Below are 22,446 nucleotides of genomic sequence, written 5' to 3' on the forward strand. Positions count from 1 at the left end.
CCGCGAAGCCGAAAGGTGTCGAAGTGCGGGCAACTCTTGGAGAGGCTACGCCAACGCCTACGCTGCTAAATTTAAACCCAAAATATTATCCGAGTTACTCACTCACCATTATTTGTTACGCAAAAGCATTATTTAGCAGCTAAAACTGGCTTTTGTGCTGCTGATTGCACTAGTTCGGTGGTTGAGTGTACTAGTTCTTTGGCTGCTGATTGCACTAATTCAGCGGTTGAGTGTACTAGTTCTTTTGCTGTTGACGCTACTGTTTGTGGCTGCATCAGTTCGGTGTAAAGTTCACTCAGTTGATTTGCGACACCATCCCAGCTAAACTTAGTTTCGACGCGCTTTCTACCAGCTTTACCCAATTCATCTCGCCATTCTGGATTTAAGAGAATTCGGTCAATCGCAGAGGCAAAAGCATCTACATCTTGCGGTGGAGCCAATAAACCAGTTTTTTCATTAACTACAGTAAACTGAAGTCCGCCGACATCGCTTGCTATTACTGGTGTACCGCTTGCCATCGCTTCGATCGCTACTAATCCAAAGGGTTCGTAGTGGCTGGGAACAACGCAAACATCGGCAGCAGCATAATAAGTTGGTAAAATATCTTGACTCAGACGACCAGCAAAGGTGGTAAAGTCGCTCATTCCCAATTCGTTGACGATTTGCCCAATGCGATCGCGCTCAATTCCGTCGCTGTTACCTGGAGTGCTACCACCACCAATAATTAGCTGAATATTTTTGGAGTCGCGCAGTTGAGACTCGTTTACCGCCCGTACCAAAGTTTCTATACCTTTGCGTTGGTCAAAGCGCCCCACGTATAGTACAACTTTGGCTTCTTTGTCAATCCCCAATTCCGCCCTGGCTGCTTCTCGTCCAATGGAGCCAAAGCGCTGAATATCTGTACCACAGGGAATGATATCGATATTGCCTTTTGTAGAAACTAGCGATCGCATGTGTTCTTCTTCTTGCGGACTTGTCGCTACAATTCGCTCTGCTTTTTCCAACACTTGTTTTTCCACTGCTAATCGCTGACTAGCAATCAAAGGAATATTTTCTATAGTGTTGTACTTGACTGCTCCTAATGAGTGGTAGGTGTGAACCTGTTTACTCTTTTGGATTTTATTTAACTGCATCCCCACCCAACTAGAGAGCCAGTAGTTAGTATGAACCAATTCGTATGTAATTTCGTTTTTTACTTGAAATTTGAGGAAATTATCCACAAATTCTGGCAGATATTCAAAAATTTCATCTCGCGGCACAAACTCAAGGGGGCCAGCTTTTAAACGGATAGTTCGACAATTGTTGCTATGTTCAACTATCGAGTCTTGCTCCAGACTTACTTTGCGGGTAAACATATCAACTTGCCATCCCAGCTGCGCTAGTGCTTCACCCACATTACGCACATAAACATTTTGTCCCCCAGCTTCTTCTTTCCCTATCTCAATCGCTGGGTCTCCGTGGACGGAAATCAAGGCGATACGTTTTTCGGTGGTAGAGTTCATAGTTTGTGTGTTGCTGATTTTAACAAAGTTTTGGATTGTTCCAAACACGTGTATAGCACACTTGCCAGAATTGTTTAGGAACTTTGATTATTATTGACTTTAATTTACTATGTCTAATTTTTTTTAACATCCTCTGTCAGAAATATACATTTAGTTTCTTCAGATATAGGAAATTGTTATATCCGTATCTCATCCTTTTGATAGATAAACATGAGATTTTTTCATTCATGTCTAGCTCTAATTTCATAGATATGGCAATTTTAATTAGCTCTCTACCTAGAGACTCAGTTCTCTGACTTGGGCGAGGATATATCTGGTGAATAGGGGGTTTGACCCCCTAACACATCTCAGAGTAGGAAGTCAGAATTCAGAATTCAGGATTGAGAATCAAGACGCGACCCTATCTGCCTTTTCGTTCAAAAGACCCTTCTTGTATTCTGGCGACTGACGCCTTTATTCTGTTTCGATAAAAATATATTTATTTAGCTTATATTCTCTAAAAGAAATTTAAATTCTGTTTTTACGCAATTCTACTGATTTTGCTTCAAACTAATAAATATAGATAGTCACCACCAATTTTCAAACGGAGAAGATTAATATATGAGTTTGATAGATGGTATATTTCTGACGATATTAAATACTGTTGTCTGTCTAGCACTGCCTAAGCTGGTATCTGTAATTCTGTCTGTCAAAAACCAAAACACTGAGTCTTCAAAGTCTGCTATGACATCACAAGATTCTAACTCTGAAATTCCCAGTTTTTCTTAATGTAAACTGACGAGCTATAGATATCGCCTTGATGAGGAGAAAACTTAGTTATTGGTGCAAGGCGATATCTGAACAATAAATTATACAGATTGTGTTTTGGGAAAAGAATAAAAGCTGTTTTTCCATTCAACCTAAAATTTATACAGGAAAAAGCTGGTCTACAGTACAGCTAAAACCAGGCAATAGCCCAGAAATGAGACGATCGCTACTAAATAAAGTTGCGACCAAGTTAAGTTGACTTTGTTCGCGCCGATAAACCTCTAGTTTACGCGCTCGCCAATCAGCAATCCAATATTCTTTTACTCCTCTGGAAGAATAAAGTTTAAGTTTAGCTTCCTTATCTCGTCTTTCGTATGACTTACTTTCAGACAAAACTTCTACTACTAAATCTGGTGCGCCAGTTAAATGTCCCGCTTCATCCAATGTTAGCGCCAAGGTTTCTTTAGTAGCCCAAACTACATCAGGAATCACATTATCTGATTCTGAAAACAAAACGCCGGGGTTGATTACAGCTTCTCCTAAACCAGTAGACTCTGACCAAATATTAAGCTGTTGGAAAATTCTGCCACAAGTTTGCTGATGTTTAAAGTGAGGTGCCCTGGTCATAAATAATTCCCCATCAACTATCTCGTAGCGCGTCCCCTCATTTTCTGCGAAGAGTTCCACATCGTGAATTGTCCAGCGTACTCCATTATTAAGGATCTTACTCATCGGCTAACTCCTTTAATCTTGTTTATTACTTGTTCTGAACAAATTATCTCTTACGATTTTCCCGCCGCCACTTACTCCGTACTAAGCGAATTTCATCAAAAGTGTAGCTTTCACCTAGTTGTTCTTTGATGGGAGTGAGAGAAATATCACCAAGTACTTCTAAAACTTGCCAAATTTTTTGTTGATGTTCTAGAGGTATTAATTGATTTAAATCAACTGGCTGATTTTTCTCAATTAGTTTTTCTAGATGATTGCTAACTGTTGCTGGACTAAGGTTGCGTTTTTGGGCGATTTGAGCAATATTTAAACCTTGTTGATGTAATTGTAATGTCTGCAATTCAGTATAAGAAGAAGAAGAGTTTGGAGATGATACGGAAGCGGAAGTAACTGATTTATTTTGCAAACCTTTTTCTTGGCGGTAGGCGCGAATTTCTGTAATGAACTTTTCGCCATATTGAGCAAGTTTGTGACTACCTACACCAGAAAGTTTGGCAAATTCGGCTAAGTTTTGGGGTTGCACCTGTACCATCAGTTTTAAAGTGGAATCGTGGAAGATGACGTAAGGTGGTACAGATTGCTCATCAGCTAATTGTTTACGTAGCGATCGCAACTTCTGTAATAATATTTCTGCAACTTCTGCTTTTTCACTATCCGGTTCCCAGGTAATCTTTTGCACTGTGGTTACAGCTAGGGAAACTGTGCGTTGTTTTCGCATGACTTGCCAACTTAAGGCATTTAGTTTTAAAACTGAGTAACCATCGCTAGTTTGTTCTATTAACCCTTGATGTAAAAGCGATCGCCCCAACATTCGCCATTCATCTACAGTTCTATCTTTACCAATACCGTAGGTAGAAAGCTTATCGTGTTCGTATTGAATAATTTTGTCTTTTTTTGCTCCTCGCAACACATCAATTATGTGTAACATTCCAAACCTTTCTTTGCAACGCGCCACACAAGATAAAAACTTCATAGCTTCAATTGTCCAATCTTGCACGGGTTTGGGATGACGACAATTGTCACAATTACCACAATTCCCAGGAAACCTTTCGCCAAAATAACCCAGTTGAATTGTTCGCCGACAATCAGTCCCTTCAGCGTAATCGATCATCTGACGCAGTTGTTGTTTAGCAATCAACTGTTCTTGAGGGTCAGCTTTTTGATCGATACTCCATTCAATTGTTTTAACATCACCAAAGCTGAAAAATATTGTACATCGAGATGGTTCTCCGTCTCTACCAGCCCTACCCGATTCTTGATAATAACTTTCTATATTTCTGGGCAGATCGAAATGAACTACCAACCGGACATCGGGTTTATTAATTCCCATTCCAAAGGCGATTGTTGCCACTATCACCCGGACATCATCTCGGATAAATCGCGTTTGATTGTTACTACGTTCTTCATCACTTAATCCGGCATGATAAGGCAAAGCAATAACTTTATCATTTTGTAATTTAAAAGTTAATTCATCAACTTTTTTCCGAGTTAAAGAATAAATAATTATCGAACCTTCAGTTTCTCGAATTAGTTCTAATAATTCAGCGTAAGCATATTTAGTTTTAGGACGAACTTCGTAATAAAGATTTTCACGGTTAAAACTGGCAAGATGGATGCTTGGTTGCTTTAGTCCTAGTTGTTGAATGATATCACTACGGACGCGATCGGTTGCTGTGGCGGTGAGAGCGATTGTAGGCACATCAGGATAGCGTTTCCGCAGAGATTTCAACTGGCGATATTCTGGACGAAAATCATGTCCCCATTCTGAAACACAGTGCGCTTCATCAATAGCAAAGCTAGAAATACCGATTTTTTCTTTAACTAAATCGAGAAATGGGAGAAACCTTTCACTGAGAAGACGTTCTGGGGCGACGTAGAGTAATTTTACTTTACCGCTGAGGATGGCTTCTTCCCGCGATCGCACTTGGTAAGCGTTCAAACTGCTATTGAGAAATGTCGCATTAATATTATTATTTCGCAATGCCTCTACTTGGTCTTGCATTAAAGCAATTAACGGTGACACCACCACCGTTAGCCCATTTTTTAACAACGCTGGTAGCTGAAAACACAAAGATTTCCCCCCGCCAGTCGGCATCACCACCATTAAGTCTCGATTTTGCAGCGCATCTTCGATAATTTGCCGTTGTCCGGGGCGGAATTGGTCATAACCGAAGTGATATTTTAGCGCTTGTTCGAGATGGGGATACTGAAGCATAGCGATCGCTTTTTCGGGGCCGTTCTGCGTGGGTAGTTATTGAAGATATCAGGATTTTAACTCACATCATCGGCAGCTTTGGCCAGACCTGCGTTTCTGTTGGCGATCGCACGCTGAATCAACCTTCATGCTAGGAGCGATCAATTGACTTTCTAGACTGCCAATTCCCGAAGGGCTTATTCAATGTCACTTCCATTTTTGTAACAATGGATCTCCTCCATAGGCTTTTCCACTTGTCTTACTGTTCCATATCATTCCTTCTGCTCGAAGGTTTTCTAGATTTTGATATGCCTGTTCCACATCGTTCATACTATACGCCTCTATTACCCCGCCTAGCACCTCGTAATCCTGTGGATCAATATTGTCTCGTATGAAATTTCGCCACTGCACAATATGTCCAATTGTTGCATGATCTTCATCACTATGAGCTGCTCCAGACCGAGGCAACCAAGCGTAATCATTAGAGCCTACTTGACATTTGTATACAGTACGTTGTTCTCCATTGGGGGTTGTTTCTTGCCTCGACTCCTGTGATGCCCAAAAATTATCCTCAAACCCTCTCGACCAAGATGGCCGCTCAAAACCATTCCACAACTTTGTTTGATCACTAGCCGTTGAAAACGGTTGATTGCTTAGATTTCTCTGTGGCGGCGCAACCTCACCACCTCCGGCTATAGTATTGCGCTGTTCGCGATTCCTTTGTGCACCTCTGGTTCTACCTTGCGTGTCTGTTGATGGTGCATTTCTATCATACGTCCCCAGTCTCGTCGATGTTCTAGTCGTTCGTGCAGCCGGCATCCTCTGTATGATATCTGTCACCGTTATAGTGGGGTCTTTCTTCATAACCTCATCCTCACCCCGTGCCTGATTGATGGATGTTTCTAAATCTTGTGTTGCTGCCACACCACCGTCTGACACACGCTGCACCATCGGCTTCATTTGCAATTCTTCTTCTTCTTCTTCGGGCAATGACTCGCACTGGATATTGCCCTCTGGTTTCATTTGCAATTCATCTTCCTCTTCAGGCAATGAATCGCGTTGAAGTTTCTCCCTTTGTGGCTGATGAATTTTTTGCACAACCTGACGCGCTGTTTCGTCAGCTTCCTGCTCATACTTATCTCCAGGCTCTCCAATTGTCAGCTTTGCCTGAATTGGTATATCTGGTCTTCTTAGTGAAATATTGGCAATGTTATGTTCAAATCGAGTTGCGTGTTCCAGTCGAGAATTCAATAATCCATCCATCTTGGCTTGCAGGACAGTCAGCCGTTCCTGCCCCTCTGGCGTAATCTTGCCATATTTGGCTTGTAATTCCAGACTGGTTGCTTCAAACTTCTGTTCTGCAAAGGCAACATCTTCTATATCCGTTTCTGTCACAGGTGCAACTGATGCTTTTTGAATTTGGCTACCAAACGGTCTATACGCCAATCTTGGGTTTTGTTCTGCTGCTTGGGAATTGGTATTGATGGATGAGGGAGTTTTTGACAATCTTTTGTTATGCATTGTTTTTACAAGTTTTGTACTTGGCAGTCAAGCTGACATTAAATTTTCGGTTTACTGACTTTAAGTAATAACTTTATCGAAGTGAATATATATGTAGTATCGAATTATTTGTTAGCTAAAAAATCTATTCATCTTTCTTCAGATAGAGATGAATGTTCAAATAATGTAAATTTTAAATAATTCTGCAAAAAGTAAAATCTTAAATTAGCCTCAGCATCCACCTAACCGAGAATTGGCAGTTATTACTTTGCCTTTATGCCCTATCTGAGTGCATTTTAACTGTGATTCTAAAGCATCAATCTTTCGTAAAAGCGATACTCCCCACACTATAGAAATCACTAATTTAATGGTCATTCCCACGAGCAAAAGTGTCACTATTGTGGCATTTCTCTTTTGTTGAGCCAGCCTTTTTTGTTGTTCTGCAAGTCGTGCTTCTACTTCTTGAGCACGTTCAGCTTCTAATGCCTGCTGTACTTCTCGCCGATCTAATTCTTCACTAGCAGCTAAAAATCGATAATCTAAGTTGCTCAAGCTTTTACCATTTGCCCAAATTTGGGCATCTATCAAGGCTTGTCCGCGTAATAGGCGAGATTTATCTTTTTCTTCTGAAGCTACCCATGCATTGAAGTTTTCGTAGTAGGGACGCAAGTAAGCTAGTTTTTTTGCAACCCATTCTAAATTGAAAACTTCTTGATAAATTCGGTTTTTTACTTGGAGATAACCTTGTTTTTTGATTACCAAACCAGACAGCAAAAGTTCTACCTGTTCTCGACTATCATCAACTGGTACTTTCAATCCTTGGAGGACTTGTTGATAAATTCCTAGCAATCTAGCAGCAAATTTTTCGTTTCTGAGAATGCGATCGCGAATAGTTCGCAAATGCTCCGGTTCATCTTGTGATTCCCATTTCTCAATGACGTGCGATCGCACCACATTTTCTATCCAAAATTCTTCTGTGCCAGGGGGAATTTTTAGCTTTCTACCTAAATCATCTTGAGATAAACTCACAATTAGTCTACACAGCTTTTGAGTAAGAAATGGTTGTCCTTCTGTCCAAGCTAATACTTCTTTCAAAACTTTCTGAGGATGATTGTCTTTAATATCTAATCCCAAAGATAGTGGTTGAGCTTCTTCAAAGGTAAAACCATTGACTTGTATAGTTTTACCAATATTAAACGGGGTAGTATTATCTCCATATATAACTAAGTCTGAAGGTGTCGCAACCCCAAAAATTGCAAATGTTATTCGATGATACTCTGGATTAATTGCTCGTTGGTTATAACAGAATCGAATCATGTTAAAAAAGTCATCAACGGAGAAATTGAGGCTGAGTATACTATCAATTTCATCAATAAAAATAAATAGCCTTTCGTTAGGAAACTGAGCTAATAAAACTTCCGAAATAAATCGACTGAGTTTCTGAACCAAACAAAGATCGTTTTGTTCTTGCCACCAAGTTTTTAAATTAATTTTTCCTAACAGTTTAAAACTTAACCATAAGTCACCAACAACTCCTTTGTACCACTGCTCTGGAGTTATATTTTCACAACCAATATTAGTCATATCAATGGTGGCACATTTAAAGCCCTCTTTTTGCAAACGGTGCTTTGTTTTTACCATAAGTGAAGATTTACCCATTTGTCTACAGCTTAGGATGTAGCAAAATTCACCTTGTTTCAAAGCTTCGTAAAGTTCCATATCCGCTCTGCGCTCAACATAGCTAGGAGCGTCATTAGTGAGAGTACCACCAACTTGGTATCGATAATTTTTCATTTGATTGATTTTTAATTTTAAGTTTCTTCTATATCTCAATAGACTTCTTGGCATTGGTCGGGGTAAAGGGTAAAAGGATAAAGAAATTCAAAATCCTTTCCCTTTAACATGAGTCCCTTTTCCCCTTCCCCCTTTCCCTTTTCCCGACTTATGCAAGAAGTCTAATTGACACATTTGGATTGTGACAGTTAATAAAATTCTGATAATATCGATGAATAATTAGATTCGTAGTCAAAACTTTAGTGTTTAGTATGAACACTCAAAACTAGCTGGTAAATTCATAAGAAATATTAGCACTATTTTGCTTTCCAAACTGTTGGCTAAAATAAAGACGATATAACTCACACATGGCGCTAGCTTGATTGCCGTTTAGTTGAACCAAACCCATGCTTTCTAACTTGTAAGCAGCGATCGCGTTTAACTCCACTTTTTCATCTGTGGCAATTACCTGTTCCATAGCTGACATTAATTCTGGTTCTGCTTGCAGTAGTGTCAACAGTTCTCGTAAATGCTGACTGTAAATTCCTACTGGTGTAGATGCAGTTTCTAATAACACCTCTAGCGTCATTCTACCCTGACATAGATGATAAAATGCAAGGCTCACCAGATAGGGATGTCCTCCTACCATTGCTTGTAGGGGTGCAAGGCGTTTTGCCCCTTCCAAGTTTCCTGCCCAATCTAGTCCGTAACGTAATGCTAAACTCTGTACTTGCTTAAGGGTAAATGGTGGCAGTGTAATTGTTATCCCAACATTGAAAGGCGATTGGTTGAGCTTGAGCGGAATATAAATTTCTGTGGTGTGAACCACTACCATCCGTAGTTTTTGCCAAATCCGATCTTGCTTTGCTTGTTCATGCCAAAATCGCAGCATTGGCAGAAAGTCTTGGGCAATATTGGGATGTTCAAAAATCCGATGGACTTCATTCAAAGCCAAAACTAAAGGATTATCATTAATGTATTGCAACAAATAAGCTTCAAAATAGATTTTGCAGCTTACCTTGCTGCCCATTTCTATATCCCAAAAATCATCTACACAAGGAAGGAGATTTAACTGCCTACTGGCATTTACACAAAACCAACGCAAAAATTTATCCAGAGAAACAAAAACATCTCGGTCAGCTTCTTGAAAGTCCAAACAGACAATTTGATAATCTTGCTCTCTAGCATAAGCAATCATCCGATTGAGTAGAGAACTTTTTCCCATCTTTCTAGGTGCTTTGAGCCGGATTAAGCAACCAGGTTGTAAAATCTCATTACAAACAAGTTCTTCCAGAGAAGGGCGATTGATGTAAAAAGGAGAATTTAGCGCTACAGGGCCGCTAGGAAACTCTATCTTGCTTGCTGAAAAAAAGCCTGGAGAAATCATTTCTAAACTAGATTCTTCACCAAACTTTTCTTGAACCTGATTTTTTTGATTATCTATCTCGTCTTGCAAGTGTTTCTTCAAAGCTAAATGTAGATTTTTTTTCGTTATTCTTTCCCCAAGTGCGATCGAAAGGTCTTGCCACAACTCAGAACCAATTTCCTTGATGTAATTGTTGCCGTAGCCTGATACCTCTGCCATCTCACCATAAGTTTTACCCAACCACGATTGATAAAGCACAAACCACTGAATTGGATCGAGAGGCTTGTCTTGGAGAATTTTTTTTACAGATTGTAGAAGCTTATCCACAGAGAAGAAGTTGTTAAACAGCTAGGCAATTTGCTTATACTTTTGAGCCTGGTAACAATATACATCTGAAATATATCTGAAAAAAAAATATTTGAAATCAAAAAAAGTTGATATTGCTGCATTCATCACTATACCAAAAATGTGATTATAATTACTTTTTATCAGGTTTTTTGTATAGAGTTTAAGTCGGCAAGCACGATAAAAGCAATATATATTTAGTTTTGTAAAAACGGTGAAATAACGAATTTGTAAAGTATGTGCTGTATTTACATTTCGTAAAATACTTGGGGATTTTCTCGCCCACTTACTTAGCGCTCTTCCATCACTCTTGGAGAAAGCAATTGCTGCAAGGCTTACGAACCTCACTTTTCAGGTTTTGGCTACATTTACATTTGTAAATTTATATTAGAAAATAAAGCCTCAAACCTTGATTTAGTAATAGTTTCAGTTTTCTGCTTCGATTATTGTTTTCACCAGAGCGATCGAAGGGCGTTAGTTTAGCCTAAATACAGCCCTGAAAAACCTGGTGACAACGATGGCTCGCTGGTATGAGATTCTAGAGACAGTCAATGTGAGCTGAACAGAATGGAACAACATCAAAAGCCAACGGTTGTAATTACGGGTGCCTCTTCAGGGGTGGGTTTGTATGCTGCAAAAGCTCTTGCTGAAAGGGGATGGTATGTGGTGTTAGCGTGTCGGGATTTAGCAAAGGCACAAAAAGCAGCCCAAAGTGTGGAAATCCCCTACAACAGTTATACCAGCATACATATTGACCTTGGCTCCTTGGAAAGTGTTCGACAATTTGTGAAGAACTTCCGAGCCACTGGCAAATCTCTAGACGCTTTGGTGTGCAATGCTGCAATTTATATGCCCTTAATCAAAGAGCCGTTACGCAGTCCAGAAGGTTACGAGTTAACTGTCACTACCAATCATCTAGGGCATTTCCTATTGTGCAACCTGATGCTGGAGGATCTGAAGAAATCATCTTTAGAGCCAAGGCTGGTAATTTTAGGAACAGTTACGCACAATCCAGACGAACTAGGTGGAAAGATTCCACCACGTCCCGATTTAGGCGATTTGCAAGGCTTTGCAGAAGGGTTTAAAGAGCCAATATCGATGATTGATGGCAAAAAATTTGAACCAGTTAAAGCTTACAAAGACAGCAAGGTTTGCAACGTGCTGACTATGCGGGAACTGCACGAGCGCTATCACGAGTCAACTGGTATCGTCTTCAGTTCTCTTTATCCGGGATGTGTTGCAGAAACGCCTCTATTTAGAAACCACTATCCCCTGTTTCAGAAAATCTTCCCCTTATTCCAGAAGTACATCACTGGGGGATATGTGTCTCAAGAGTTAGCGGGAGAACGGGTTGCTGCCGTGGTTGCCGATCCTGAGTATAATCAATCCGGTGTTTATTGGAGTTGGGGAAATCGCCAGAAGAAAGATGGTAAGTCTTTTGTGCAAAAAGTCTCTCCTCAAGCTCGCGATGACGAAAAAGGCGATCGCGTATGGGAATTAAGTGCCAAGTTGGTTGGAATTGCTTAATGATACAGGACTTGCGTTACCCTTGTGCATGATTCATCGATTTATCAATCCACTTTTTTGAATTGGCATCATGTATAAGTAAAAATGCTTGAGGTGATTATTACGTCACCTCTGACTTTATTGATAGCTTTTTTAAGTAGCGCTACAGAGCCAATACAGTTGTGAAAAAAGCTAGTATTTAGTGTGATCGATAATAAATCATAAAAATTGTAAAGTTTTAGATAAAGGAAATGATATGGCGCTTAACGATTTCAGAGCAGTATTTCTTCCTTATTGCATTGAAAAACAATCTGATGGAAAATACGTGGTGCTTAATAGAGAATACAAGCCAGTTGGTTTCAAAACAAAGGAACATATCAAGTATGAAGAATATCCTATTTGCATTGAATTGAAAGGTATAGGTTTAGCAACAGCAGCAAAACTTTCTTACAAAGGTGATTCAAATACAGACAAAATTTATCTGTACAACGATGGTTGTGTTCCAACAGAGAGTGCTGAACACATGAAGAATTATCTGAAACGCCTAGAGATATTGGCAAAGCTTAAAGTTGATTAGTTAGACAATTGACATTACTTTAGCCAGGAGGGTGCGTTACACTTTGTTAACGCACTGATGTTAATTGTAAATAGATACGAAAAATTATCTAAACATTTCTGATGGAAACTGCTATGTCTTCTTTAAAGGCGCATTCCCAAACGCTATATGAAACTGATTACTTGCAATGGATAGAAACGACTATAGAAAAATTGCAAAGTCAGGATTACGCAAACGTTGAGTGGGAGAACCTAATTGAAGAAATTGCCGATATGGGAAGGAGTGAACGCCGGAGTCTTAAGAGTAATTTGATTGTAATTCTAATGCATTTGCTCAAATGGCAATTTCAGCCCGACAAAAGAAGCGGTAGCTGGGAAGGAAGCATCATTGAACATCGTAGACGCGTCAAAGAAGCTCTAGATGATTCACCTAGTCTCAAATCCTATCTTGAAACAGTTTTTGCTGAGTGTTACACACAAGCGGTTAAGCAAGCAAAAGCTAAAACGGGCTTGTCAATGGAATCCTTTCCTCTGAACTGCCCATACCAGCTAGCAGAAGTCACAGATGATGAGTTTTTACCTCAGTAAGCCCTGAATCGGTCTGGATGTACCGCTTTACTCTACAGTTATGCCTCTATATGCCTACTCTCTTGACTTAATACATGGAAAATATGTATAATGACGGACGCATAGAAGGGGAGTAGCTGCTGGCAAAAAACTTGAAAGCCAGTACATCTGAATCAACATACTGGCGATGAGCCTGGTTCAGATGGCAAGTAATCAATATTTGAAAGCGAGACCTTCACTAAGTTCACACCGAAAAGTGTAAACTTGGTGAGGTCTTTTGGCTCTCATCAAGCTTCACATCGGTAAACGATTCTTCAGGAGCTTGAGAGAGTGTTAACAGCTTTTACCGCAGGTTTATTACTAATTACAGTTTCAGAACTAGGTGATAAAACATTTTTTATTGCTGTAATTTTGGCAATGCACCACCCGCGGCGGCTGGTGTTTACAGGTGTGACAGCTGCTTTGGCGGCGATGACAATCCTTTCGGTGATATTTGGACAAGCAGTATCTTTGTTGCCAAAAGTTTATATTCATTACGCCGAAATAGCTTTATTTATTGCCTTTGGTATCAAGCTGTTGTATGACGCTAGTAAGATGTCAGCTGCTGCTTGTGATACAGAAGTTGTGGACGAAGCTGAAGCTGCGGTGAAACAAGCAGATTTGCAGTTACCAAAGCAAAAGACTGGTTTGGCAATTATCATAGAAGCCTTTACGTTGACATTTATGGCAGAGTGGGGCGATCGCACCCAAATTGCCACTATTGCCCTAGCCGCAGGTAATAACCCCATTGGAGTGACAATAGGTGCGATTTTAGGACATTCTATTTGTGCTGCGATCGCAGTTATCGGCGGCAAAATGATTGCCGGACGTATTTCTGAGCGTCAACTCACCCTGATTGGCGGATGCCTATTTTTAGTCTTTGGTATTGTTGCTGCCATTGAAGGAGCGTGATCAGGGGCAGGGGAGGCAGGGGAGACAAGGGGACAAGGAGAAAAGGGGGAATTATTGAACAAGTCTCTTCCTTGTCTTCCCCCTCTTCCTTGTCTACCTTGTCTCTTCTCCATGCCCAATGCCCCATGCCCCATGCCCAATGCCCAATGCCCCCTACTTAGGCTTACTTTCCAATGGAGGCGCGGGAGATGCAGCAGGAGTAGGGAGAGGGGAAGCCGTTGCTGCTTTTTTAATTCCGTCTTTGTACTGAGCAGGTGCTAAAGCTACGGCACTATCAAACAAAAGTTTTGCTTCTGCGTCTTTGCCCTGTTGTTTCAGGAGCATTGCTTTTGCCACAACGGGGCGGAAATCTTTGGGATCTTTCTTAATTGCCTGGTTATATATAGAGCTAGCTTGAGCGTACCGTTTCTGGGAAGCATGAACAGAACCTAACAGCACCTGCACCGCTACTGTATCTACACTTCCAGGCTGAATTGTATTTGCTTGGGGTGCATTAGAGAGGGTTTCTTGCAACAAACCAATGGCTGCTTCGGGGCGTTGCTGACTGATTAACAGAGCCACCATTCCTTGCAAAGCCTTCAAATCGCCCGGTTTCGTGGACAAAACCGAGCGATAAGCTTGAGCGGCTCCTTCGCGATCGCCAATTTGCTGTTTGGCTTGAGCTAGTAACACTGAATATTCTGACTGTTCGGGATTCAGTTTTGCTAGCTTTTCTAGGGGTTCAATAACAACTTGGATATCAGCTGGTTTAACCTCACTTTTATCTTTTTGACTCAGTAATTGCAGCCGCGCCTGTAACAGACCCTTAAGCGCAGTTTGATTTTCTGGTTCCCTTTGCAAAACCTGTTCATAACCCCGTGCTTCGTCTTCCAGTTTTGATTTTTGGTCAGCAGAGGACAAACTGCCTTTGGTGCTAGCAGTATTCTGACTTGAGGGTGGCGTATTATTAAATGCTCCAATTATGGGAATCACCGAAACACCCACAAAAGCAAGAATTGCCACCGCTAAGACGACTTGAACTATCCAACGATTGCGCGGTTGAGACACGGTTTTGTCTTTCTCCTAAATTTTAATGACATTATCATTTACACAAATCGTAAAGTTAAAAATTTCCAAAACTTTGCGGAATACCGCCAATTGCCTGTGAATTTTATAACAATTAACTATCCACACTGCTAAAGTAAGTGATGACTTTAGGAGGAGCCGTCAGAATTGTAGCTATGATATGCTTCCGAAACTAGTGTAAAGCCGCTAAATTAGACATTTAGTGTTTATACATTAAATTTAGCGCCTTTAGGATTGTATAGAGTACCCTAGTGTGATTTTGTGAAAAGCCAATATACTTTCATCAGTCGCACAAATGCTCTTTCCAGCTGCCTTTGTAAAATCCCACAATGGGATGTGTCTGTGCCGCAAGGAGTTTTTATGAATTCCGACCTGATGCCGTTGCCTGAATCTTCCAATTCTTCTGCCTCTAACCAGGGCCCAACTAACGTAGAGGCAGCCGCTAATGTTCGCATAGCAGCCCAGTCCTCTAAACAAGTTGACAATTTGCCTGTCAACACCAGCGAGACTGACTCAAATGGGAACTCGATCAATCGCCAGCAACCGATTCCACCTCCCAGCGAACCGATGCAGTATCGAGCGATCGGGTTAGTCCGGGGTCGCTATCATGCTAGCAGCGAACAATTTACTCAAGGTACGCTGTTGACCGCAGATGGTGTAGAACTCAATGCCGTCCTCCTAGGCCGGATTATGAGCTTAGTCAAGAATCATCTAGACCTAGAAAAAGAACACTTGTGGGTAGTATATCCACGTACCAGACAAGAAAATGATACCTTGCACATCCAAATCGTCGGAGTTTGGGAGCCAGAAAATCTGGCTAAAAACTCAACAGATGAGGACGAATCGGATTTGGAGTTGCAATTACAGACACTTGATGATGGCTTATCCGAGAACTCTGAACTAAATACAACTCCCCCCAGACCTTCATCAGAAGTTACTGATGGTGGTTTTTCTGTTCGTGGTGAAGTAGTATACCAATCTTTTGATGCTAAAAGCTTGGTAGTCAAAATTAGGCAGGCTCCACGTAAATCAACTGATAAACCCAAATATTTTAAGTTGAAATTGAGGGGTGTGCTAACTACCAAAGCAGTGGGAAAATTCTGGGACTTCCAAGCCAAGCGGGAAGCAGACGTTTTAGTAGTAGAAAAAGCTGAGGCGATCGCTGATTTACCCAAAAAACGCAAACCACCATTTAAAGGTGGGCCTCGTGCTGGCATTGGTGGTGCTGGTGGTAGAAAACCATTCCCCCCCAGACGCACTGGCGAAACCCCTCGTCCCATCAAGAAAACAAGTACAGGCGGCGACCCTTCAGTGGTGTCAAAACCTATACCAAGAACACCTGTTCCTAAACCTATCAAACGACCGAAACCGACTCAAGAGTAGGGAATGGGGCATTGGGCACTTGTACTGAGCGAAGCCGAAGTATTGGGTATGGAGAAGAGACAAGGTAGACAAGGAAGATGGGGGAGATTTGTTCAATAATTTCCTCTTGTCCCCCTTGTCTCCCTGCTCCCCTGTTCCCGCACTCCCCCCAATCAAAAATCCGTTCGACGGTCTTGGGGTAGAAAAGATCGCTCCATCGGAATTGGAGAAACTGGTTCTGTCAGGGTAAACGTACCTGCTTCGATCCACTTTTTCAACTCTAAGGCGACTTGCCTAGAAAAAAACAAACTCGCTAAGGGGGCAGAGCGTACTGCTTTGCCCTCTATGGCGATCCACCCAGATTTGAGTTGGGCGTAACTCACCAAACCAAAGGTGGGACGGACGCGCCGGGGAATGGAAAAATCTACTATTGGGGCTACTAAGTCTCGATCTTGGACAGCACAGTGTTCAATTACTTGTTCATTTAATACAGGTAGTGGTACCCCAACACCTAACATTAATGAGGGGCCATAACTTTTGAAGTAACACCCCCGCACCCAATGAGCATCCATTTGTTTGGCATCACCAATTAAAGCTAAAGTAGCGGAAGGCCCGATCGGTGTACGATTAGCTAAACGCTTTTGTAAGGGAAAGTGCTGAGTGCCTTCCCAGGCGACATAGCCAATACCGCCGCCTAAAAAAATTCGAGTACCTATACCAACGAGTTGCAAATCGGGGTCGTTGAGTAAGGGGGAAATCGCACCAGGGTTAGAATAAACAGCATTCCCCAAACGCGGTTGTAAAGGGCCGAGATAGGTGAAGAGGGGGCGATCGCCACCATTTACACCAACAATAAAATTTTGATAAAGATTGCGCGGATTGAATAAATAAAACTGATTAATTGTGTCACTGGTAATTGTAGTTTCAAAATTTGCTCTGGGGTAACAATCTGTTACTTGTCCTTGCGCTTTCACGTGTATAGATTTACCAGCGATCAAATCTTCGATTATATGACCACCACCACGTTCTCGCACTTCTTCCCCATCCGTCGTCTCCACAGCGCAACTCGCACCCAAATATAAATCTACTGCCCCAAAACCAGAGTATGCTGGCACGCCATCTAACCAACAACGGCGAATTTTTATTGGGGGATCGGTATGTCCCAGATTGATAATTGCACCACTTGATTCCATCGGCTCAAAAGTACCAGTGGTAATTACATCAACTTCTTTAGCAGCTTTAGTAACACCGATTTCTACAACTCGTGCTTTTAATTCTTCAGTTGTCAACACCACCGCACGTTGGCGCTTAATTTTTTCGTTAATTTCTGCAATTGTTCGCATCTTCTCAGTGCTTGCGCTTCCTGCTGAATGGTAAATAGGGAGAAACACGATTAATCGCGTCTGTAACTAGGGAGTAGGGAAAAGAAATTTTCATTGCTCTTTGTGAACGCAGACGATCGAGGCTTTTGGATAATTTCATCTCCAAATAGCGATCGCCAATCTCTGCCCGACATTAACACCCCGAATAAGGATAAAATTCCAAAAAACAATTCAAGGATTGCAAAATTAAAATGATATATTTTTTGGAGCAAACAAGCTGTCTGTATCCAAAATGCTTTTTTCTAAGTAAAATTACTATAAAAATTTTTTGTATTATCAATCAAATGTATGGTTACAATTAAGTGGATTTACTGATTTTAAATAAGCAATGTCCATCTCTAAGGGTTTGTACCAAAAGTTTACAACTTTCAGTTGTTGTTTCACAATTTCTGCCTAATTAATTTCCGGTTTCTGCAAATTTAATCTTTAAGTCGTGGTGTTTTACCGCTAAACTACCAGGTCAAGGTTTTAGAAACCCGGACGAGATTTGAACTCATGTCTCACTGACCAAAAGCGATCGCCTTTTTCTGTAATCAAAAATTGAATGACTAATCTTCTGGTTTCAAGATGTCATCATCAATCGATGGCTTCTTCTTAATGTCTGTATTTTCTGCTTTCCAATTCTCATCGGCTTCTGGAGATTGAGAAACTATTACAAATTCAGTCTCTTGTGTATGATTATTTCCCCATTCATCCAGAACATCTTTAATTAACACTTCTTGCAACCAAATCTTAGCGACAACAGTCAGGGGTAGGGCTAGAAATAATCCTAAAAAGCCAAAGAAAGTGACGAAAAATAGCTGGGCAATTAAGGTTATGGCTGGCAGCAATGAGACTTGATGCGCCATCACAACAGGCGTGATGAAATTACTCTCAATTTGTTGAATAATAAAGTAGAGAATCAAGACAGCGATCGCTTTCCAAGGTTCATCTAAGAAGGCGATCGCCATTGCTGGGATTACACTCATTGTTGGCCCCAGATTGGGAATCAAGTTAAAAAATCCCGCTAAAACTGCTAAAGCAAGTGCTGCCTTGACATGCAAAATTGATAACCCAATCAGACTCATCACTCCCACTACACAGATGGCAATGAAAGCGCCTGTAATCCATCCCTCCAGAGAGACTTCACATTTATCTAAAATCCCATCTACCCGCCGCCGATAAAATGAAGGGAAAAGCCGCACAAATACTTTGCGGTAAGCCATTGGGTCGGCTAACATCATTCCTGTTAAAACCAACACTAGCAAAATCTTGAGAACGACTTCTAAAGAACCAGATACAAAAGCAAAGGAGTTTCCCAGTAGCCGATTGGCGAAAGGCTGTACTTGTTGGATGAGACTATTAATATCTGGGATATAAGGAACTAACTGGTCAGGAATACGAGTTCTCAGGGCATCAAGCCAACTATTAAAGCGTCCAAACCCTCTAGGAACTTGATAGGTTAGTTCTTGAAACTGCTGGGCAAATGGCGGCACAATTAGCCAGAAAAAACCCACGACACCTGCGAAAAAGATAGCTACTGCTAGGAGGACGGCGAATCCGCGCCTCATCCCAAAGCTTTGGAAGCGTTTCGCTAGCCGATTTAAGGTGGTGGCTAACACAACTGCGGCAAACATCAGCAAAAGCACTTCCCGAATTTGCCACAAGATGTATAAAGAAAGAACTATGGCGATTAAGCCGATCCATTGACCGAGGTTCACAGGCTAACTCCTAACCGTTGCCAAGATGCAATTTTATTGTAATTAAGCTAGGTTAGCTGATTTTAGGAACTTGTGCGTAAATGGTTTGAGTTAATTTTGTTTTTCTGCTTGAAATCGCCACAGTAGAGCGATCGCTACGATCGCAGTCGGCAAGAATACTATAATCAGCGCGTTGGTTGCTGTCGCCGGAATTGGTAGACTTGGCCCTGCATACTTGATCGATACTGATAACAAAGCCGAGAGTAAAAGCAGTTTTAGAATTAATCCTAGTTGATTTTCCATAAAAGTACGGCAATACAGATTTTTGCGGTACATACAAATTTGCGCTGTACCGTGTAGTTTCTAGAATAAACCCACAGATACAATCCTTGTAGTTTTCACAAAAATATAATTTCTAGTACCTGTCAGGAGCGAAGGATGTGAGGCGCGATCGCTATTACACTTTGTTAGTGCTGCCTGAACCTCAGACAGCACATTATACACTATTAAAGCTTTACAGAAAGTAACCAAAACAGCCTTTGAGTAATTTAAATTAAGCACAAAGGAATGCAGAGTTTTAGCAAACTTTATTTGCTCTGAACTGCCTCAATTCTATATTTAGTTTTAATCAACTCAGACAGTTGTATCAAAAGTTTTTTCACTCTAGCTTGAATATATTTAGGATTTTTTGGTACACGTTTAGCTATATATCTTAATAAAGCAATCTGATAGCCAAACTTATACTGAATTGCGGAAAATATATTAGACTTGACCTGGTGGGCTGCATCTTTATCTAGGTTTTTTAACTTTGTGACTTCACGATGATATACCGGATGCTCTCCCCAAACGCAGGCAAAGTGTACAAGAGCCGGAGACACCACCTGATTGTATTTTTGAAAAGTAGATTTACCTTTAATAGCATCTATATTAAAAGAACCACGAAGACCGATAGGTGTTCGCATCATCAGACCTTTATCTTCAAACATACTTTGATTATGTAGCATCATAGCTAGACCAAAAATACGTTCATCATTAGGGCCATCACCACGAAATTCACTAATACCTAGCTTTTTCCAGTCTCTTGAAAATTCTAGTGCTGTTTCAAAAAAGGCCTTCGTAGTATCGTTTTTTTCAAAATAATAGAGACCTCCATTAAATCTAGGTAATTTTGTCAGATTAAATCGTTGGAGTGTGTCATCTACATCAATGAAATTATCTTTATCACCTGCTTGAAGATATACATTACCTGGCACACTAAAACTTCTGCCTTTAAAATCATCAAAAATAAAATTAATATCCCTTACTGCTATGCAATCACTATCAATACAAAGTGTGTATTTAAATGGAGAATAATCATAAACGTGAAGCTTTTGTTTGACGTTAGAACCGTATTCTTTTCTAAGATTTATAACGCAATCATAAAGCTCTAGCAAATCTTTATCATCTTCACGATCGGTAACAATAGCACGCGGAATATTTGGTGAATGAAGACGTAGAGAACGTGCTAATGACTTTGCCATTTCTAGATAATAAGATGCTCCGTAAGCATAGGTGATAATGCCACGTTGTGAAATCAACATATTTCTATTAATTAGTAGTATCTAAGCTTTAACTTTCTAATTGCATTCTAACTTACACTTCAAAAGATAGATATCCACTAATATCAATCCAGCTTAAAATCTGTGTAAAGTATCCGTAAAGTATAGTCTAGAGGATTTACGCAATTGGCATATTATTTTCAGTTCGCAGTGTTGGCGCACTTGTACTGAGCAAAGCCGAAGTAGCGTCTCATTCGCGTTAGCGTCTCTGAAAGAGAAAACTAAAGTCTTCAAAATAAAGACTAAAGCCTTGACTACAAACTACAAATCCGATTTTTTGGTGACACTTACGTAAGTCGTAGTCTAAATTTTCTTCAGACCTGTTTAAGTATATCTGATTGCCTTTAAAAGAAAATTTTAAAGGTACAAATCGGTTAAAAACATAAATATATGCAGCAAAAAACAACACAGTAAGAGATACTAAAAGCAAGTATATAGGCAAGAAAATATGGAATCCCTAACCTCTCGTATGCAGGCGGTACAATCGCCAATTATTCCTGTGGTTGGGGAATTGATTAAAAACTCTCCTGGAACCATCTCTCTAGGACAAGGTGTTGTTTCTTACAACCCACCACATGAAGCCATAGAATTTTTAGCCAAATTCTTAGCCGAACCAACTAATAATTTATACAAAGCAGTTGAGGGAATTCCCCCTTTACTGACAGAACTAGCAGGAAAATTGCAAGCCTTCAACGGCATTGAAATCAACGCGGAAAACTGCATCGTTGTGACAGCAGGGAGCAATATGGGATTTATGAATGCCATTCTTGCTATCACTAACCCAGGCGATGAAATTATTCTGAATACCCCCTACTATTTCAACCACGAAATGGCGATCGCAATGGCTGGTTGTCGTGCAGTGTTAGTGGCGACAGATGAAAATTACCAACTGCGAAAAGAAGCGATCGCTCAAGCAATTACACCCAAAACACGGGCTGTGGTGACAATCTCACCAAATAATCCGACTGGAGTTGTTTATTCTGAAGCCGCATTGCGCCAAGTAAATCAAATTTGTGCTTCTCACAGTATTTACCACATCAGCGATGAAGCTTACGAATACTTTACATATAACGGAGTAAAACACGTTTCACCTGGCTCATTTAGTAATAGCAGCAAGTACACCATTTCTCTGTATAGCCTTTCCAAAGCATACGGTTTTGCTAGTTGGCGCATTGGCTACATGGTGATTCCTAAACACCTACTTGTCGCCGTTAAAAAAGTCCAGGATACAATTTTAATTTGTCCGCCAGTGATTTCTCAATATGCAGCTTTAGGGGCATTGCAAGCAAAAGAGGAATATTTGAAGAGTCATATAGGAGCTATTGCTCAAGTACGCCAACTAGTCTTGGACTCCCTTAACCGTCTACAAAGCTTATGTAGCATTATCCCTGCCAATGGCGCATTCTATTTTTTCCTCAAAGTTCATAGCCAGATGGATGCTTTTGAGTTAGTCAAACAACTGATCCAGGAACATAAAGTTGCAGTTATTCCAGGTACAACCTTTGGTATAGATGACGGATGCTATCTACGCGTTGCCTATGGGGCGCTGCAAAAAGAGACAGCAAAAGAAGGTATAGAGAGATTAGTGCAAGGTTTGGAAACTATAGTCAAGAACTAGGAGTCAT

At 40.7% G+C, this 22,446-nt stretch carries 16 protein-coding genes and 1 pseudogene; 6 read left to right on the top strand and 11 right to left on the bottom strand.

The annotated features are described in order from the left end of the window. Positions 1-266 precede the first annotated feature (266 nt). The 6 genes and pseudogenes from NSTC731_RS20220 to NSTC731_RS20245 all read right to left on the bottom strand — a co-directional run. Positions 267-1,502 (bottom strand): annotated as a pseudogene (locus tag NSTC731_RS20220) (glycosyltransferase family 4 protein); the annotation flags it as partial. A 906-nt stretch (positions 1,503-2,408) separates the two neighbouring features. Then, positions 2,409-2,981, bottom strand: a complete 573-nt coding sequence (locus tag NSTC731_RS20225) for a Uma2 family endonuclease (protein WP_445626500.1) — start codon at positions 2,979-2,981, stop codon at positions 2,409-2,411. 43 nt (positions 2,982-3,024) lie between these two features. Beyond that, complete coding sequence (gene recQ, locus NSTC731_RS20230; RefSeq protein ID WP_445626501.1) at positions 3,025-5,193, bottom strand: DNA helicase RecQ; 2,169 nt, start codon at positions 5,191-5,193, stop codon at positions 3,025-3,027. A 186-nt stretch (positions 5,194-5,379) separates the two neighbouring features. Then, positions 5,380-6,693 carry a hypothetical protein gene (locus NSTC731_RS20235; RefSeq protein WP_445626502.1) on the bottom strand — a complete coding sequence of 438 codons (1,314 nt, stop codon included), beginning with the start codon at positions 6,691-6,693 and terminating at the stop codon, positions 5,380-5,382. 210 nt (positions 6,694-6,903) lie between these two features. Next, entirely contained in the window at positions 6,904-8,466 is a 1,563-nt protein-coding gene (locus tag NSTC731_RS20240; RefSeq protein ID WP_445626503.1) for an AAA-like domain-containing protein, read from the bottom strand. A gap of 265 nt (positions 8,467-8,731) precedes the next feature. Continuing rightward, positions 8,732-10,138: an AAA-like domain-containing protein gene (locus tag NSTC731_RS20245; protein WP_445626504.1), complete on the bottom strand. Its 1,407-nt coding sequence runs from the start codon at positions 10,136-10,138 to the stop codon at positions 8,732-8,734. A 585-nt stretch (positions 10,139-10,723) separates the two neighbouring features. On the opposite strand from NSTC731_RS20245, the gene NSTC731_RS20250 reads away from it, so the two are divergent. The 4 genes from NSTC731_RS20250 (at position 10,724) to NSTC731_RS20265 (ending at position 13,735) form a co-directional block, all read left to right on the top strand. Next, a complete protein-coding gene (locus NSTC731_RS20250) occupies positions 10,724-11,683 on the top strand; it encodes a protochlorophyllide reductase (RefSeq protein WP_445626505.1) in 960 nt (319 codons plus the stop codon). Positions 11,684-11,918: 235 nt separating this feature from the next. Beyond that, positions 11,919-12,239, top strand: coding sequence for a hypothetical protein (locus NSTC731_RS20255; protein WP_445626506.1), 321 nt, complete (start codon positions 11,919-11,921; stop codon positions 12,237-12,239). A gap of 113 nt (positions 12,240-12,352) precedes the next feature. Next, positions 12,353-12,805, top strand: coding sequence for a DUF29 domain-containing protein (locus NSTC731_RS20260; RefSeq protein ID WP_445626507.1), 453 nt, complete (start codon positions 12,353-12,355; stop codon positions 12,803-12,805). A 309-nt stretch (positions 12,806-13,114) separates the two neighbouring features. Beyond that, positions 13,115-13,735, top strand: a complete 621-nt coding sequence (locus NSTC731_RS20265; protein WP_445626508.1) for a TMEM165/GDT1 family protein — start codon at positions 13,115-13,117, stop codon at positions 13,733-13,735. A 153-nt stretch (positions 13,736-13,888) separates the two neighbouring features. Here NSTC731_RS20265 and NSTC731_RS20270 read toward each other — a convergent pair whose 3' ends face one another. Beyond that, the gene (locus NSTC731_RS20270; RefSeq protein ID WP_445626509.1) at positions 13,889-14,782 is read right to left on the bottom strand and encodes a tetratricopeptide repeat protein; all 894 of its coding nucleotides are present in this window, start codon (positions 14,780-14,782) and stop codon (positions 13,889-13,891) included. 378 nt (positions 14,783-15,160) lie between these two features. Between NSTC731_RS20270 and NSTC731_RS20275 the strand changes: the two genes are divergently transcribed. Next, positions 15,161-16,183 carry a hypothetical protein gene (locus NSTC731_RS20275; protein ID WP_445626510.1) on the top strand — a complete coding sequence of 341 codons (1,023 nt, stop codon included), beginning with the start codon at positions 15,161-15,163 and terminating at the stop codon, positions 16,181-16,183. Positions 16,184-16,335: 152 nt separating this feature from the next. On the opposite strand, the gene NSTC731_RS20280 is transcribed toward NSTC731_RS20275, so the two are convergent. The 4 genes from NSTC731_RS20280 to NSTC731_RS20295 form a co-directional block, all read right to left on the bottom strand. Next, complete coding sequence (locus NSTC731_RS20280; protein WP_445626511.1) at positions 16,336-17,505, bottom strand: homocysteine biosynthesis protein; 1,170 nt, start codon at positions 17,503-17,505, stop codon at positions 16,336-16,338. 587 nt (positions 17,506-18,092) lie between these two features. Next, positions 18,093-19,244: an AI-2E family transporter gene (locus NSTC731_RS20285; protein WP_445626512.1), complete on the bottom strand. Its 1,152-nt coding sequence runs from the start codon at positions 19,242-19,244 to the stop codon at positions 18,093-18,095. Between the two features lie 90 nt (positions 19,245-19,334). After that, entirely contained in the window at positions 19,335-19,526 is a 192-nt protein-coding gene (locus NSTC731_RS20290; protein WP_445632134.1) for a hypothetical protein, read from the bottom strand. 284 nt (positions 19,527-19,810) lie between these two features. Further along, positions 19,811-20,803, bottom strand: coding sequence for a hypothetical protein (locus NSTC731_RS20295; protein ID WP_445626513.1), 993 nt, complete (start codon positions 20,801-20,803; stop codon positions 19,811-19,813). 466 nt (positions 20,804-21,269) lie between these two features. On the opposite strand from NSTC731_RS20295, the gene NSTC731_RS20300 reads away from it, so the two are divergent. Continuing rightward, complete coding sequence (locus NSTC731_RS20300; RefSeq protein ID WP_445626514.1) at positions 21,270-22,439, top strand: pyridoxal phosphate-dependent aminotransferase; 1,170 nt, start codon at positions 21,270-21,272, stop codon at positions 22,437-22,439. The last annotated feature ends 7 nt before the right edge of the window (positions 22,440-22,446 follow it).

It is taken from the genome of Nostoc sp. DSM 114167 (assembly GCF_052692655.1).

Excerpts from the sequence above, each read along its gene's own strand:
- NSTC731_RS20255 (WP_445626506.1), top strand. The coding sequence starts at position 11,919 with ATGGCGCTTAACGATTTCAGAGCAGTATTTCTTCCTTATTGCATTGAA.
- NSTC731_RS20300 (WP_445626514.1), top strand. The coding sequence starts at position 21,270 with ATGGAATCCCTAACCTCTCGTATGCAGGCGGTACAATCGCCAATTATT.
- NSTC731_RS20225 (WP_445626500.1), bottom strand. The coding sequence starts at position 2,981 with ATGAGTAAGATCCTTAATAATGGAGTACGCTGGACAATTCACGATGTG.
- NSTC731_RS20240 (WP_445626503.1), bottom strand. The coding sequence starts at position 8,466 with ATGAAAAATTATCGATACCAAGTTGGTGGTACTCTCACTAATGACGCT.
- NSTC731_RS20250 (WP_445626505.1), top strand. The coding sequence starts at position 10,724 with ATGGAACAACATCAAAAGCCAACGGTTGTAATTACGGGTGCCTCTTCA.
- NSTC731_RS20295 (WP_445626513.1), bottom strand. The coding sequence starts at position 20,803 with ATGTTGATTTCACAACGTGGCATTATCACCTATGCTTACGGAGCATCT.
- NSTC731_RS20275 (WP_445626510.1), top strand. The coding sequence starts at position 15,161 with ATGAATTCCGACCTGATGCCGTTGCCTGAATCTTCCAATTCTTCTGCC.
- NSTC731_RS20260 (WP_445626507.1), top strand. The coding sequence starts at position 12,353 with ATGTCTTCTTTAAAGGCGCATTCCCAAACGCTATATGAAACTGATTAC.
- recQ (WP_445626501.1), bottom strand. The coding sequence starts at position 5,193 with ATGCTTCAGTATCCCCATCTCGAACAAGCGCTAAAATATCACTTCGGT.
- NSTC731_RS20280 (WP_445626511.1), bottom strand. The coding sequence starts at position 17,505 with ATGCGAACAATTGCAGAAATTAACGAAAAAATTAAGCGCCAACGTGCG.
- NSTC731_RS20235 (WP_445626502.1), bottom strand. The coding sequence starts at position 6,693 with ATGCATAACAAAAGATTGTCAAAAACTCCCTCATCCATCAATACCAAT.
- NSTC731_RS20290 (WP_445632134.1), bottom strand. The coding sequence starts at position 19,526 with ATGGAAAATCAACTAGGATTAATTCTAAAACTGCTTTTACTCTCGGCT.